This is a genomic window from Streptomyces sp. NPDC006923, assembly GCF_040635655.1.
GTDB lineage: Bacteria > Actinomycetota > Actinomycetes > Streptomycetales > Streptomycetaceae > Streptomyces.
In genome coordinates this window covers 46,589-63,158 of the sequence record NZ_JBEYIF010000025.1, presented here as the reverse complement: position 1 = coordinate 63,158, position 16,570 = coordinate 46,589, and the positions used below count along the sequence as shown (strand labels likewise).

Annotated in this window: 2 protein-coding genes (1 of these 2 only partly in view); both read left to right on the top strand. The window is 70.1% G+C overall.

The window, feature by feature from the left end; all coding sequences use genetic code 11:
• Nucleotides 1-27 precede the first annotated feature (27 nt).
• Nucleotides 28-14,820, top strand: coding sequence for an SDR family NAD(P)-dependent oxidoreductase (locus ABZ707_RS30835; protein ID WP_360181284.1), 14,793 nt, complete (start codon nucleotides 28-30; stop codon nucleotides 14,818-14,820).
• Between the two features lie 115 nt (nucleotides 14,821-14,935).
• On the top strand, nucleotides 14,936-16,570 hold the 5' portion of the coding sequence (locus ABZ707_RS30830) for a type I polyketide synthase (RefSeq protein WP_360181281.1). It continues 25,761 nt past the right edge of the window; only the first 1,635 of its 27,396 coding nucleotides appear in the window; the start codon lies at nucleotides 14,936-14,938; its stop codon lies beyond the right edge, outside the window.

Sequence of the window (16,570 nt, the reverse complement as noted above, 5' to 3'; positions counted from 1 at the left end):
CTCCCGGTGGCCGATATAGCGGAGCAGGTGGAGCGGCACGGCGTCTCCGTGGCGGCGGTGAATGGTCCCTCGTCGGTGGTGGTCTCCGGTGCTGTGGAGGCTCTGGATGGTTTCTTTGGGGAGTTTGAGTCGGCGGGTGTGCGGGTGCGGCGTATTCCGGTGGACTACGCGTCGCATTCGGCGCAGGTGGAGCTGATCCGCGACGAGATCCTGCGGGATCTGGCACCGATTGTCCCGAAGGCGTCCAGTGTTCCGTTGTATTCGACAGTGACGGGTGCGGAGTTCGACACCAGCGGGATGGATGCCGAGTACTGGTATCGGAATCTGCGTGGCACGGTGGAGTTCCGGCAGGCGGTGGAGAGTCTGCTGGAGCAGGGCCATGGCGTGTTTGTCGAGGCCAGCGCCCATCCCGTACTCACGGTGCCGATCGCGGACACAGCGGACGACCGCGCCCTCGTCGTCGGTTCGCTGCGCCGCGACGAGGGCGGCCTCGACCGCTTCCTTCGCTCTGCCGCAGAGTTGTATGTCCAGGGTGTCCAGGTCGACTGGTCCCCGGCACTGACCGGCGGCCGTCGGATCGCATTGCCGACGTACGCCTTCCAGCACGAGCGCTACTGGCCGGATGCCGCCGAGCTCCAGGGCAACGCAGCCGCGTTGGGACTGGGCGCCTCGCCGCATCCCTTGCTGGGTGCCGGGGTGGAGTTGCCCGGATCGGACGGGTTCCTGTTCACGAGTCGTCTCTCTCTGCGGTCGCATCCGTGGCTGGCCGACCATGCCGTTGCCGGTTCGGTGCTGTTCCCCGGCACCGGATTTGTGGAGCTGGCGATCCAGGCCGGTGATCAGGTCGGCTGTGACCGGATCGATGAGCTGACGCTCGAAGTCCCCCTCGTCCTGCCGAAAAACGGCGGGGTGCAGATCCAGGTCGTCGTTGAGGGACCGGACCAGTCGGGCCGTCGCTCCTTCAGTCTCTACTCACGGCCGGAAGACACGGCCGAGATACCGTGGACTCTCCACGCTCTTGGTTCCCTGCTGCCGGATTCCTCGCCGGCCGCGTTCGACAGCACCGACTTCGCCGGCGTTTGGCCTCCGGCCGACGCCGAGCCCGTACCCCTCGACGGCTTTTACGAGCGGTTCGCCGAGTCCGGAGTCGACTACGGCCCGGCGTTCCAGGGCGTACAGGCCGTCTGGCGCCGTGGTGACGAGGTCTACGCCGAGGTCGGCCTCGGTGAGGTCGACGGCCGTGGATTCGGTCTTCATCCGGCGCTGCTGGACGCGACGGTGCAGACCTCCGTCTTCGCGGGACTGGACGAATCGGTGGGCGGCCGCATGCCGTTCTCGTGGAACGGCGTCTCTCTGCACGCCACGAGCGCCACGGGCCTGCGCGTCCGCGTGACGCGCGTCTCCACCGACGCGGTGTCGGTACAGGCAACCGACCAGGCGGGGACACCGGTGGCATCGGTGGCGGCGCTGACCCTGCGGCCGGCGTCGATGAGCGGCACCAGATCGGCCGCCGCGGCCTCCCCCCGGAACTCGGCGTTCCGGCTGGAGTGGATTCCGTCGGTCACCAAGCCGCGTCCCGGCGCGGAATCCGGCCCGGACACCGCCGAACACTGGCATGTGCTCGGAGAAGAAGACCTCGGACTGCCCGGGGCCGTTCTCCACGCGGATCTGGACTCCTTCGACAGTGACACTCCGGCGCCACGGATCCTGCTCGCTCCGACGGCTCTGAGCGTCGACGCTGCCGGAACCACACCGGCGGAGACGGCACACCAGGTCACTGCCGGTGTTCTGGCGCAGCTTCAACGCTGGTCCAACGAAGAGCGGTTCGCCTCGTCACGACTGGTCCTTGTCACCCGCAACGCAGCGACCGACATCGCCGCCGCCTCCGTCTGGGGTCTGGTCCGTACCGCGCAGGCGGAGCAACCGGGCCGGTTCGTCCTCATCGACATCGACGACGCCCCCGCTTCGCCTGGAACCCTGTCTGCCGCGTTGCAGACGGAAGAACCGCAGGTCGTCGTACGGGACGAAGAGGTCCTGGTAGGTCGGCTGGCGCGGATCGCCGTGCCGGCGGAGCCCTCCGCCCCTCGGTTCGACACCGAAGGCACGGTGCTGATCACCGGTGCCGGCAGCGGTCTGGGCGCTCTGCTGGCCCGCCATGTTGTGGCGGATCTCGGCGCACGGCGGCTGCTGCTGCTCAGCGCGCAGAGCGCGGAAGCCGACGAGGTGGTCGAATCTGTCGCTGAGCTGACCGCACACGGCGCCAACGTGCGGGTGGCGGAATGTGACGCCGCAGACCGGGACGCGCTCGCGAAGGTGCTGTCGGACGTCTCGCTGAGCGCCGTGATCCACACCGAGGACGCCGTGGATCTCCGGGACGCCTTCGGCGACGAGTCTTCCGACTCGCTCGACGCGCTGACGCGGGAGCGGCTGGACGCAGCCCTCCGACCGAAGCTGGACGCGGCGTGGAACCTGCACGATGTCACCCGCGAGATGGACCTGTCCGCGTTCATCCTGTTCTCGTCAGCCGCAGGGCTGTTCGGCGCCACGGGCCAAGGCGGTGCGTCGACGGCGAACGCCGCCCTGGACGCGCTGGCCGCATACCGGCACAGCCTGGGGTTGCCGGCACTGTCCCTGGCGCGGGCCCAGCGGACCGACCTCACGGACGCCGGGATCACACCGCTGTCGGACGAGCAGACAACGGGTCTGTTCGACCTCGCCATGACCCTCGACGAGCCGCTGGTGGTGGGCGCGCGCCTCGAACTGCCCGCGCTGCGGCTTCGCTCGGAGCTGCCCTTCGCCTTGCGCGCGCTCGTCCGGCCCGCGGTGCGGCGTACCGCCACGACGAATTCGGGCGCCGCCGCGGCCCTGGCCGCTCGGCTGGCGTCGCTGTCGGCAGCCGAACGCACCCAGGTGGCCGTGGATCTGGTGCGCGCCCAGGCGTCGGCCGTTCTGCGGTACGGGAGCCTTGACGCGGTCGACGCCGACCGCGCCTTCGGTGAGCTGGGCTTCGACTCGCTCACCGCTGTTGACCTGCGTAACCGACTGAACGAGGCGACCGGCCTGCGGCTGCCCGCGACTCTGGTCTTCGACTACCCGACGCCGGTGGCGCTCGCGGAGTACCTCGTGGCCGAGCTGGTCGGCGGCGCCGCACCGGCCCTGACGTCCCAGCCGGGCCCCCTGTCCACCACCGACGATCCCATCGTGATCGTCGGAATGGCCTGCCGCTATCCCGGCGGAGTGACCTCGCCGGAAGAACTGTGGGATCTCGTCTCCACGGGCGCGGACGTCATTTCGACACTCCCCACCAACCGTGGCTGGGACCTGGACGCACTGCACGACAGTGATCCGGACAACCCGGGGACGAGCTACACCCGGCACGGTGGCTTCCTGTATGACGCCGCCGAGTTCGACCCCGCCTTCTTCGGTATTTCGCCGCGTGAGGCGATGGCGATGGACCCGCAGCAGCGTCTCCTGCTGGAGACGTCCTGGGAGGCGCTGGAGCGGGCGGGTATGGACCCGCTCTCGGTGAAGGGCCGGCCCGGTGGAGTGTTCATCGGCTCCTCCGCGACCGGCTACGCCGAGACCCTGGTCCAGGCGAAGGCGACAGACCAGCTCGGCGGCTATCTCGGGACCGGTAACACCGCGAGCGTGATGTCGGGCCGGGTGGCCTACACCTTCGGACTTGAGGGTCCCGCGCTGACCATGGACACGGCGTGTTCGTCGTCGCTGGTCGCTCTGCATCTGGCCGCTCAGGCTCTGCGATCGGGTGACTGCGCGTTCGCCCTGGTGGGCGGTGTGATGGTGATGGCGGGCCCCGACGAGTTCGTGGAGTTCAGCAGGCAGCGCGCCCTTTCCGTCGACGGCCGGTGCAAGTCGTTCGCGGAGAGTGCCGATGGCTTCGGTCTGTCCGAGGGTGTCGGCATGCTGGTGGTGGAGCGGCTGTCGGAGGCGCGTCGTCGTGGCCATGAGGTGCTGGCGGTGGTCCGTGGCACGGCGGTGAATCAGGATGGTGCGTCGAATGGTCTGACGGCGCCGAATGGTCCGTCGCAGCAGCGGGTGATCCGGCAGGCGTTGGCGTCGGCGGGTTTGTCGGCTGCTGATGTGGATGCGGTCGAGGCGCACGGTACGGGGACGACACTCGGCGACCCGATCGAGGCGCAGGCGCTGCTGGCGACGTACGGTCAGGACCGTGACGAGCCGTTGCTGCTCGGGTCGATCAAGTCGAATATTGGGCACACGCAGGCGGCTGCCGGTGTGGCCGGGATCATGAAGATGGTCATGGCGATGCGGCACGGTGTGCTCCCGCAGACCCTGCACGTGGACGAGCCGTCCTCATTTGTGGACTGGGACAGCGGCGCCCTTCAGCTCCTGACGGAACAGACCGAGTGGCCTGAGGTGGGTCGTCCGCGTCGGGCGGGTGTGTCGTCGTTCGGGATCAGTGGGACCAACGCGCATGTGATTATCGAGCAGCCCGAGCCGGTCGCTGAGGTTTCCGCGCCGGTTGAGGAAGTCGACGGTGTGGTGCCGTGGGTGGTGTCGGGCAAGTCGGCGGAGGCATTGGAGGAGCAGGCTGCCCGTCTGTTGGCGGTTGAGGGTCGTCCGGTGGATGTGGGCTTCTCGCTGGCTGTGACTCGTGCGGTGTTTGAGCATCGTGCGGTGGTGGTGGGTGACCGCGAGTCTTTGGTTGCGGGTGTGAGCGCTCTCTCGGAGCGGGATTCCGTGCCGCAGGTGGTGCGGGGGGTTGTGGGGTCTCGGGGGAAGGTGGTGTTTGTTTTCCCGGGTCAGGGTTCGCAGTGGCTCGGTATGGCGTGGGAGTTGATGGATGCGTCGCCGGTGTTCGCGGAGTCGATGCGTGAGTGTGCGGCGGCGTTGTCGGAGTTTGTGGACTGGTCGTTGTTCGACGTGTTGGCGGATGAGGTGGTGTTGGGGCGGGTTGATGTGGTGCAGCCGGTGTTGTGGGCGGTGATGGTGTCGTTGGCTGCGTTGTGGCGTTCGTTTGGTGTGGTGCCTGCTGCGGTGGTGGGGCATTCTCAGGGTGAGATCGCTGCGGCGTTTGTGGCCGGTGCGTTGAGTCTGCGGGATGCGGCGCGGGTGGTGGCCTTGCGCAGCCGGGCCATCACGGCGTTGGCGGGTACGGGGGGAATGGTGTCGGTGCCGCTCCCGGTGGCCGATATAGCGGAGCCGGTGGAGCGGCACGGCGTCTCGGTCGCCGCCGTGAATGGTCCGTCGTCGGTGGTGGTCTCCGGTGCTGTGGAGGCGCTGGATGGTTTCTTTGGGGAGTTGGGGTCGGCGGGGGTGCGGGTGCGGCGTATTCCGGTGGATTACGCGTCGCATTCGGCGCAGGTGGAGCTGATCCGCGACGAGATCCTGCGGGATCTGGCACCGGTTGTCCCGAAGGCTTCCAGTATTCCGTTGTATTCGACGGTGACGGGTGCGGAGTTCGACACGGCCGGGATGGATGCCGAGTACTGGTATCGGAATCTGCGTGGCACGGTGGAGTTCCGGCAGGCGGTGGAGAGTCTGCTGGAGCACGGCCATGGCGTGTTTGTCGAGGCCAGCGCCCATCCCGTACTCACGGTGCCGATCGCGGACACGGCGGACGACCGCGCCCTCGTCGTCGGTTCGCTGCGCCGCGACGAGGGCGGTCTCGACCGCTTCCTTCGCTCTGCCGCCGAGTTGTATGTGCAGGGTGTGCAGGTCGACTGGTCCCCGGCACTGACCGGCGGTCGTCGGGTCGCGTTGCCGACGTATGCGTTCCAGCGTGAGCGTTACTGGCCCAAGGGCGCCCCGGGCGGTGCCGGTGATGTGACGGCTGCCGGTCTTGGCACGGTCGATCACCCGCTGCTGGGCGCGGGCGTCGAACTGCCGGGCTCGGACGGCTATTTGTTCACCAGCAGGCTGTCTCTCCAGTCCCACCCCTGGCTCGCCGATCATGCCGTCGCGGATACCGTGCTGTTCCCGGGCACGGCGTTTGTGGAGCTGGCGATCCAGGCCGGTGACCGGGTCGGCTGCGGCCGGATCGACGAGCTGACGCTCGAAACACCTCTTGTGCTGCCGGAAACCGGCGGTGTCCAGGTGCAGGTCACTGTCGAGGGACCGGACGAATCCGGGCGCCGGACGATCAGTTTCTACTCGCACCGCGACGTGAGCGACGCCACCTGGGTCCGGCACGCGACCGGAATCCTTACCGACGCGGGGGCAGCCGTCGGCAGGCCGCAGTCCGCCGCCGAGGTGTGGCCGCCGGCCGGAGCGGAACCGGTCGATGTCGGCGGAGTCTACGAGCAGTTCGCGAACGCGGGATTTGTCTATGGTCCGTCTTTCCAGGGCCTCAAGGCCGCGTGGCGCCGAGGCGGCGAGGTTTTCGCCGAGATCGCGCTCGGCGAGGACGCCGCCGCCGACCGGTTTGGCCTGCATCCGGCACTTCTCGATGCGGCCGTCCAGTCCTCGGCGTTTGTCGAAGGCAATGAGAGCGGTCGGCTGCCGTTCCTGTGGAGCGGTGTCTCCCTCTTCGCGACGGGCGCTTCCGTCGCTCGCGTCCGGGTGAGCCGGTCGGAGTCGGGTGCGCTGACGCTCGATGTGTCCGACGAACTGGGCCAGCCGGTGGCATCGGTGGAGTCGCTGACGCTTCGGCCTGTTGCGACCGAGGCGTTGTCGGCCGTGCGCCGGGACACGCTGTTCCGGCTGGACTGGGTCCCGGTGGCCACCGCCGCGGCCTTCGATCCCCCCGAGGCGGGACGCGCGGTCGTTGTGCTCGGCGGCCTGGACGGCATGGGGGGCGTCGGCACGCCGGACATGACCTCCGTGGCGAGCCTTGACGCATTGGCGGCACTGGCTGAGGTACCTCCGACCGTTGTGGTCCCGATCGGGCTTGAGGGCCCTGCCGATGACGCGGTGGACGTCCCGAACGCGGTGCGCGGTGCGACGGCCCGTGTGCTGGCCCTCATCCAGGCATGGACCGCCAACACCCGGTTCGCCGCTTCCCGGCTGGTGTTCGTGACGCACGGCGCGGCCGGTGCCTCCGGCGCCGTCGCCACCGATGTCGTATCGGCGTCGGTGTGGGGGCTGGTGCGCTCCGCGCAGTCGGAGCACCCGGACAGGTTCGTCCTCGCCGACCTCGATGGCGAGGCCGCCTCGGCAGCGGCCCTGTCCGGCCTGGCCGCCCTGGACGAGCCGCAGGTGATCATCCGGTCCGGTGAGATCCGGGGCGGACGGCTGACCTGGGCGTCGGCGGCCGGTGGTGCGTTGGTGCCTCCGGCCGGTGATGCCCCCTGGCGTCTCGATATCGGCGAGCGCGGCACGCTGGAGAATCTTGTGCTGGCACCCGCTCCCGATCTGGTGAGGCCACTGGAGCCCGGCGAAGTCCGGGTCTGCGTCAGGGCCGCCGGAGTGAACTTCCGTGATGTGGTCGACGCGCTCGGTCTGGTGTCCGGAGTGGCGCGACTGCTCGGTGGCGAAGGCGCTGGTGTGGTGCTGGAGACCGGCCCCGGTGTCACCGGTCTCAGCCCGGGGGACCGGGTGCTCGGCGTGTTCCTCGGTGGTTTCGGCCCGATGGCGATCGCGGACGAGCGGTGCCTCGCTCGCATCCCCGACGGCTGGTCGTTCGAGGCGGCGGCCTCGGTGCCCACCGTGTTCCTGACGGCGTATTTCGGTCTGCGGGATCTGGCCGGGCTGCGGTCCGGGGAGTCGGTGCTGGTTCATGCGGGTGCCGGTGGTGTCGGTATGGCGGCGATTCAGTTGGCGCGGCACTGGGGTGTCGAGGTGTTCGCGACGGCGAGTCCGGGCAAGTGGGACGCGGTGCGTGCGTTGGGTGTGGCGGACGATCACATCGCGTCGTCGCGTACGCTGGACTTCGAGGAGCAGTTCCGGCAGGTCACGGGTGGCCGTGGGGTCGATGTCGTACTGAACTCCCTGGCCGGTGAATTCGTCGACGCGTCCCTGCGACTCCTGACGCCTGGCGGCCGTTTTATGGAGATGGGCAAGACCGACATCCGTGACACGGACGAGGTGGCGGGCCAGTATCCGGGAGTCAGTTACCGTCCCTTCGACCTCGTCCATGCGGCACCCGACCGGATTCGGGAGATGCTTGCCGCGTTGCTGGAGCTTTTTGGTTCGGGTGCGGTGTGTGCGTTGCCGGTGCGGAGTTGGGATGTCCGGCGGGCGGTGGACGCGTTCCGTTTTATGAGTCAGGCGCGGCATGTCGGCAAGATTGTGCTGACGGTGCCGAGGTCGTTGGATTCCGGCGGTACGGTGCTGGTCACAGGTGGTACGGGGGGTCTGGGCAGGGTGCTCGCGAGGCATCTGGTGGCTGAGCACGGGGTCAGGCATCTGGTGCTTCTGAGCCGTCGTGGTGGTGCCGCCGAGGGTGTGGTGGAGCTGGTCGCGGAGCTGTCGGGGTACGGTGCCGATGTGCGGGTCGCCGCGTGCGATGTGAGTGACCGCGAGGCGCTCGCCGGCGTCCTGGCGTCCATCCCGGCCGACCACCCGCTGACAGGGGTCGTCCATGCCGCAGGCGTACTCGACGACGTCATGATCGAGCTGTTGACCCCCGAACGGCTGGACACCGTCCTGCGGCCGAAGGCCGACGCGGCCTGGCATCTGCACGAGCTGACCCGCGATCTGGATCTGTCCGCGTTCATCATGTTCTCCTCCGTCGCCGGAGTGTTCGGTGGCGCGGGGCAGGGCAATTACGCGGCGGCGAACTCCTTCCTGGACGCCCTGGCCGGTCACCGCCAGGCGCTCGGCCTGCCGGGACAGTCGCTGGCCTGGGGCTTCTGGGAGGAGCGCAGCGGCATGACCGCCCACCTCGGTGAGGCGGAAATCCAGCGCATGGCCCGCTCCGGGGTCCCGCCCATGTCGAACGAGCAGGGGCTCGCGCTGTTCGACGCCGCGGTGCGACTCCATGACGCGTCCGTGGTGGCCACCCCGCTCGCGATGGCCTCCCTCCAGCGTCAGGCGGACATACCGCCCCTCCTACGCGGTCTGGTGCGCGCTCCGATCCGGCGCGCCGCAGCAGGCGCCGGAGCCGCCGGAGTGGCTTCGCTCCGGACACGCCTGGCCGGACTGGACGGCGCCGCCCGCCGGCTCGCCCTCACCGACCTGGTACGCGGGCAGGTCGCCGTCGTCCTGGGACACTCCAACGCCGGGGGCGTGGACACCGGCCGTGCCTTCACCGAGCTGGGCTTCGACTCGCTCACGGCGGTCGAACTGCGCAACCGGCTCACCACGGAGACCGGGCTGCGCCTCCCGGCGACGCTGATCTTCGATTACCCGAGCCCGGCGGCTCTCGCCGGTCATCTCCTCGACGAGCTGTTCGGCGACGCCGATGGTGCTGAGCAGCCACAACTGCCCGTGGTGGCCGGCCCTCAGGCGGTCTCGGACGATCCGATCGTGATCGTCGGCATGGCCTGCCGCTTCCCCGGCGCCGTGTCCTCGCCGGAGGATCTGTGGCGGATGGTCCTCGCAGGTGAGGAGGGCATCGGAGACTTCCCTGACGACCGCGGGTGGGATCTCGACGCGCTGTACGACCCCGATCCGTCCCGGCCCGGCACCAGTTACGCGCGCACCGGAGGGTTCCTCGACGCGGCCACCGAGTTCGACCCCACCTTCTTCGGGATCTCGCCGCGTGAGGCGCTGGCCATGGACCCCCAGCAGCGGCTGCTGCTGGAGACGTCCTGGGAGGCATTCGAACGCGCGGGCATCGATCCGACCTCGGTGAAGGGCAGTACGGGCGGAGTGTTCGTCGGCGCGTACTACCAGGGGTACGCCGAGCGGATGGGACAGACCGCGGGAGACCTGGAAGGCCATGTCGGCACCGGCAGCACCTCCAGTGTCATGTCGGGCCGGCTGGCCTACACCTTCGGCATGGAGGGCCCGGCGGTCACCGTCGACACGGCCTGCTCGTCCTCGCTCGTGGCGCTGCACTGGGCGGCCCAGGCGCTGCGGTCCGGAGAGTGCTCGTTCGCGCTGGTCGGCGGTGTGACCGTGATGTCGGTGCCGGACATCTTCGTCCAGTTCAGCCGGCAGCGCGGGCTGTCTGCCGACGGCCGGTGCAAGGCGTTCGGCGACGAGGCGGACGGCACCGGCTTCGCCGAGGGTGTCGGCATGCTGGTGGTGGAGCGCTTGTCGGAGGCTCGTCGGCTGGGTCATGAGGTGCTGGCGGTGGTGCGGGGTACGGCGGTGAATCAGGATGGTGCGTCGAATGGTCTGACGGCGCCGAACGGTCCGTCGCAGCAGCGGGTGATCCGGCAGGCGCTGGCCGCCTCCGGGCTGTCGGCCGCCGATGTCGACGCGGTCGAGGGACACGGTACGGGGACGACGCTGGGCGACCCGATCGAGGCCCAGGCGCTGCTGGCGACGTACGGCCAGGACCGCGAACGGCCGCTGCTGCTCGGGTCGGTGAAGTCGAACATCGGCCACACCCAGGCCGCCGCGGGGGTCGCCGGTGTCATCAAAATGGTGCTGGCCATGCGGCACGGTGTGCTGCCGCCGACGCTGCACGCCGACGAGCCGTCGTCGCACGTCGACTGGGACAGCGGTGCGGTGGCGCTGCTGACGGAGGCCACCGACTGGCCGGAGACCGACCGGCCCCGCCGGGCCGGGGTGTCCTCGTTCGGCATCAGCGGGACCAACGCGCACACCATCCTGGAGCAGGCCCCGCCCGCCACCGGCGGTGCAGCCGGCGGCCTGCCCGTGGAGTCCGACGAGGCGCGGTCCGGTGTGGTCCCCTTGGTCCTGTCGGCCCGTACACCGGAGGCCGTGCGCGCCCAGGCGGCGGTCCTGCTGTCGTACCTGGAGAACACACCGGGGCTCAATCGGTTCGACGTCGCTCACTCGCTGGCCGTGACCCGGGCCGCACTGGAGTACCGCGCCGTGGTGACCGGCTCCGACCGCGAGACACTGCTCGGCGAACTGCGCGAGCTGGCACACACCACGACGGGCGGCAGGGCCATCGAGGGAGCGCCCCGCGACGCGGGCCGTGTCGCCTTCCTCTTCGCCGGGCAGGGCAGCCAGCGCGCCGGCATGGGGCGGGAGCTGTACGGCAGGTTCCCGGCCTTCGCCGAGGCCCTCGACACCGTCCTCGGACGGCTGGACACCGAACTGCGCGGCGGCCCCGCGGCCGAGCCGGGCGACGGAGCCGGACACGCGCTGCGCGACATCATGTTCGCGGAGGCCGGCTCGCCGGCGGCGGCACTGCTGGAGCGGACGGAGTTCACCCAGCCCGCGCTGTTCGCCCTGGAAGTCGCGCTGTACCGGCTGATGGAGTCATGGGGGATCCGCCCCGACTTCCTGACCGGCCACTCCATCGGTGAGATCGCGGCCGCGCATGTCGCGGGTGTGCTCTCGCTCGACGACGCGTGTGTGCTGGTCGCCGCGCGCGGCCGGCTGATGCAGGCGCTTCCGGACGGCGGCGCCATGGTGTCGGTGAGGGCGACCGAGGCCGAAGTGGCACCGCTCGTCGCCCGGGTCGCCGACCGGGTGTCCATCGCCGCGGTCAACGGTCCTTCGTCGGTGGTGGTCGCGGGAGAGGAGAAGGCGGTCGAGGAGATCGCCGCCGGCCTGGCGGCCCAAGGCCGAAGCACCAGGCGGCTGCGCGTCAGCCACGCCTTCCACTCACCGCTGATGGCACCGATGCTGGCGGACTTCCGGCAGGTGGCCGGGACACTGACCTACCACGAGCCGTCGATTCCCGTCGTGCCGACCGTGGCCGGTGACCACGAGGACAACGCGCTGGGTTCGGCGGAATACTGGGTGCGGCATGTGCATGAGGCGGTGCGGTTCGGGGACAGTGTCGGCCGACTCGCCGGCCTCGGTGTCACGGCCTTCCTTGAGCTCGGACCCGACGGAGTGACCTCCGCCATGGCCCAGGAGAGCCTGGAAACAGCCGAGTCGGTGACCGTGCCGGCGCTGCGGAAGGACCGTGACGAGGACACGGCCGTCATCGCCGCGCTCTCCCGGCTGCATGTCCACGGTGTGGACATCGACTGGCCCGCGGTGTTCGCCGACCGCGGCGCGCGCCGCGTCGAGCTGCCCACTTACGCGTTCCAGCGCCGGCGCTTCTGGCCCGACGAGACCACGCCACGTGGCGGCGCCGCCTCACCGGGACTCGACGCGACGCGACACCCGCTCCTGGGCATGGCGCTCCAGACCCCCGATTCCGGCGGTGTGGTGTTCACCAGCAGGCTGTCGCTGCGCACCCACCCGTGGCTGGCCGACCATGCCGTGGGCGGTTCGGTGATCTTCCCCGGCACCGGCTTTGTCGAGCTGGCCGTACGGGCGGGCGACGAGGTCGGGTGCGGGCGGATCGGCGAACTCACCCTGGAGGCACCGCTGGTACTGCCGGAGAACGGCGCCGTGCTGGTGCAGGTCTCCGTCGGCGGACCCGACGAGTCGGGCGAACGCCGCGCGGGTGTCTTCTCACGCGCCGAGACGGCCGCCGATCAGCCCTGGACCCGGCACGCGACCGGCACCCTGACACCGGCACGGCCCGACGGCACGATCTTCGACACCACTGTCTGGCCCCCCGCGCACGCCGAGCCGGTGGAGCTCGCCGGGTTCTACGACAGCACCGCCGCGGACGCCGGATTCGCGTACGGCCCGCTCTTCCAGGGCCTCAACTCGGCCTGGCGGGACGGCGACAGCGTCTACGCCGAAGTCGAGCTGCCCGAGGACGCGCGGGACGAGGCGGCGACGTTCGGTCTCCACCCGGCGCTGCTGGACGCCGCCCTGCAGACCTCGGTCTTCGCGCCGCTCGACAAGACGGACGGCGGCCGGCTGCCCTTCTCCTGGGCCGGTGTGTCCCTGTACGCCAACGGCGCCTCCGCGCTGCGCGTACGGCTCACCGTCGCCGGACCCGACTCCGTCTCGATGACGGTCGCCGACGGCACGGGGCGGCTTGTCGCCTCCGTCGACTCCCTCGCCCTGCGGCCCTTCGACGCGGCACAGCTCGCGCCGGCCGCCGGCTCCGTGCGGGACGCGCTGTACGGCCTGGACTGGACACCGCTCACCGGCACCCACCGGCCCGAGGAAGCCGGCCGCTGGGCCGTCGTCGAAGGCGGCCACGACAACCGCCTCGGCCTCGACGGCGTACCGGTCTTCGCCGACCTGGCGGCCGTCGCCGCCCTGGAAGGGCCCGTACCGGAAGCGGTGCTGGTCTCCATGGCGTCCGTCACCCCCGGTACGTCCGGCACCGCCACGCCGGACGCGGTCCGCACCGCGGCCGCACGGACCCTGGCCCTCGCACAGCGGTGGCTGTCCGACGAACGATTCGCCGGCTCACGCCTTGTGCTGGTGACCCGGGACGCCGATACGGACCTCGCCCAAGGCGCGATACGGGGTCTGGTGCGCTCAGCACAGTCGGAGAACCCGGGCAGGTTTGTCCTGCTGGACACCGACACCCAGCGGCCCACGCGGGACGCTGTGGCGAAGATCCTGGCCTCGGGCGAGCCGCAGGCGCGGATCCGCGAAGGTGACATACAGGCCGCACGTCTCGTCAAGGCCGTTCCCAACGCCACAGGCCGCCGTCACGGGTGGAACAGCGAAGGCACCGTACTGATCACCGGAGGCACCGGTGGTCTCGGCGCCCGCTTCGCCAGGCATCTGGTGACGGAACACGGCATACGGCATCTGCTGCTCGCGAGCCGCCGCGGTGACCGGGCCCCCGGCGTGACCGACCTCGTCGACGAACTGACCTCGCACGGCGCCCGGGTCCGGGTCGTGGCAGGCGACCTCGCGGACCGTACCGTCGCCGCCGGACTGCTGGCCGCGATCCCCGCGGAACACCCGCTGACAGCAGTGATCCACGCCGCGGGCGTACTGGACGACGGTGTGCTCTCCGCGCTCACTCCGGACCGGCTCGACACCGTGCTGCGTCCCAAGGTGGCCGCCGCGTGGAACCTGCACGAGCTGACCCGCGACAGCGATCTTGCCGCGTTTGTACTGTTCTCCTCGGTCGCCGGTGTGCTGGGCAGCCCCGGACAGGCCAACTACGCCGCGGCCAACGCCGGCCTCGACGCCCTCGCCGCGCACCGGCACACCCTGGGCCTGCCGGGCACCTCGCTGGCCTGGGGCGCCTGGGACAGGGACGGCGGTATGACATCGACCCTGGCCGAGACCGATCTGCGGCGAATGGCACGCTCCGGAATGCCACCGCTGTCGGCCGAGCACGGGCTCGCCCTGTTCGACGCCGCACTCGGCAGCGAACGTCCGCTTCTTCTGCCACTGCCACTGAATCTGCGCGAGCTGCGCGCGCGGGCCGAGGTCCCGCACCTGCTGCGCGGTGTGGTCGGAGCCCCGGCGAGGCGGTCCGCCGCCACCACGGAGGAGACACCCCAGGACCTCATCCGCCGGATCGGCGCACTGGAACAGGACGAGCGGGAGAAAGCCATGACTGGCGTGGTCGCCACGCAAGTCGCCGCCGTACTGGGCTACGACCGGGCCACGGCCGTGGACGTCGACCGTGAATTCGGCGAACTCGGACTGGACTCCCTCACCGCACTGGAACTGCGCAATGGCTTGAACGACGCCCTCGGACTGAGCCTGCCTGCGACACTGATCTTCGATTACCCGAGGCCGGTCCTGCTGGGGAACCACCTGCTCGGCCTGGTCATGACGGACACCGCGCTCGACGTGGTGTCCGAGCTGGACAGGCTGGAGAACGCGTTCTCCCTGTCCGGCCCCAGGGAAGCGGACCGCAAGCAGATCGCGAAACGTCTTCAGACACTGCTCGCGAAGGTCGAAGGAGCAGCAGAGGTGACCGAGGTCCGCAGTTCCATCGAGTCCGCCACCGACGACGAACTCTTCGCACTCCTGGACGACGAATGACCGCCGCCCTCGCGGCAGCTCCCGCGACCCTCCTCGTGATCGTTTTCGGACGACGAACGACACGGACGCGCCCCCACTCCTCGCACACGACGCCGAACAACCAGGCAGGGCACTGATGACGAACGAAGAGAAGCTTCGCGGCTACCTCAAGAAGGCGACCAACGATCTTCTGACCGCTCGCGCCCGGCTGAAGGAGCTCGAGTCCGGGGAGCAGGAACCGCTCGCCATCGTCGGCATGGCCTGCCGCTATCCGGGTGGCGTCACCTCGCCGGAAGCTCTCTGGGACCTGGTCTCCTCGGGCGGGGACGGCATTTCCGCGTTCCCCGACAACCGGGGCTGGGACCTCGACACGCTCTTCGACGACGACCCCGACAAACGCGGCACGACCTACGCCCGCGAAGGCGGATTCCTGCACGATGCGGCCGACTTCGACGCGGGATTCTTCGGGATCTCGCCGCGTGAGGCGCTGGCGATGGACCCGCAGCAGCGCCTGCTGCTCCAGACCTCCTGGGAAGCGATCGAGCGCGCCGGTATCGACCCGGCCTCGCTGCGCGGCAGCGAGAGCGGCGTCTTCGTCGGTGTGATGTACCACGACTACTCGGCGTCGAAGAACGTCGAGTTCCCGGAGGACGTCGAGGGGTATCTCGGCACCGGCAACTCCGGTGGTGTGATGTCGGGCCGGCTGGCCTACACATACGGTCTCGAAGGCCCCGCCGTCACCATCGACACGGCCTGCTCGTCCTCGCTGGTCGCACTCCACCTGGCCGGCCAGGCGCTGCGCTCCGGAGAATGCGATCTCGCGCTGGCCGGTGGCGTCACCGTCATGGCCACCCCGGGCACCTTTGTCGACTTCAGCCGGCAGCGCGGCCTCGCGGCCGACGGGCGCTGCAAGTCCTTCGCCGACTCCGCCGACGGCACCGGCTGGTCCGAGGGAGTCGGCATCCTGGTGGTGGAGCGGCTCTCCGACGCCCGGCGGAAGGGACACAACATCCTGGCCGTCGTACGCGGTACGGCGGTCAATCAGGACGGTGCGTCGAACGGTCTGACGGCGCCGAACGGTCCGTCGCAGCAGCGCGTGATCCGCCAGGCGCTCACCGCTGCCGGGCTCGCCGGAGTCGATGTCGATGTCGTCGAGGCGCACGGTACGGGGACGACGCTGGGTGACCCGATCGAGGCGCAGGCGCTGCTGGCCACCTACGGGCAGGGCCGGCCGGAGGACCGGCCGCTGCTGCTGGGGTCGGTGAAGTCGAACATCGGGCACACGCAGGCCGCCGCCGGTGTCGCGGGCATCATCAAGATGGTCATGGCCATGCGCCATGGAGTCGTACCGCGCAGTCTCCACGCGGAGGTACCGTCCACCAAGGTGGACTGGGCCGGCGGCGCGGTGGCTCTCGTCAACGAGAACGCCCCGTGGCCCGAGGCGGACCGGCTTCGCCACGCGGGCGTCTCGTCCTTCGGGATCAGCGGCACCAACGCGCATGTGATCCTGGAGCAGGCGCCCCCGATGCCGGAGGCGGTCGCGCCGGTCGCCGACAACGACACCGTCAGGCCGTGGATCCTCTCGGCCAAGTCGCCGGAAGCGCTCCGGGCCCAGGCGGAGAGCCTCCTGCTCCACCTCGACGCGCACCCCGGTCTGCGCGTCGGACCGGTCGGCCATGCCCTGGCCACCTCACGGTCGGCCTTCGAGCACCGCGCCGCTGTCGTCGGCGCGGACAGGACGGCCTTCCTGGCGGGTCTGACCGCACTGTCC